Origin of the sequence: Zoogloea sp. LCSB751 (genome assembly GCF_002028455.1) — a bacterium.
Classification (GTDB): Bacteria; Pseudomonadota; Gammaproteobacteria; order Burkholderiales; family Rhodocyclaceae; genus Zoogloea.
The window spans coordinates 1-245 of record NZ_MWUM01000502.1 but is presented as its reverse complement, the minus strand read 5'-3'; the positions used below and the strand labels follow the sequence as shown (position 1 = coordinate 245).

At 58.8% G+C, this 245-nt stretch carries 1 protein-coding gene; it reads left to right on the top strand.

The annotated features are described in order from the left end of the window. Positions 1–245, top strand: a 245-nt coding sequence (locus tag B4920_RS27480; protein ID WP_305847140.1) for a lipid II flippase MurJ, incomplete at both ends; no start/stop codon positions are given.

The following is a 245-nucleotide window of genomic DNA, read 5'->3' as shown; positions in this document are numbered from 1 at the left end:
CGAGATCGCGCTGGCGATCGGCGTCTTCCTCGGCGGCCTGGTGCAGTTTCTGTTCCAGTACCCCTTTCTACGTCAGATCAACATGCTGGTGTGGCCCAAGTGGGGTTGGCACCATCCCGGTGTGGTGAAGATCCGCACCCTGATGATACCGGCGCTGTTCGGCGTCTCGGTCAGCCAGATCAATTTGCTGATCAACACCATGCTTGCCTCCTTCCTCGCCACCAGTGCCATCAGCTACCTCTACT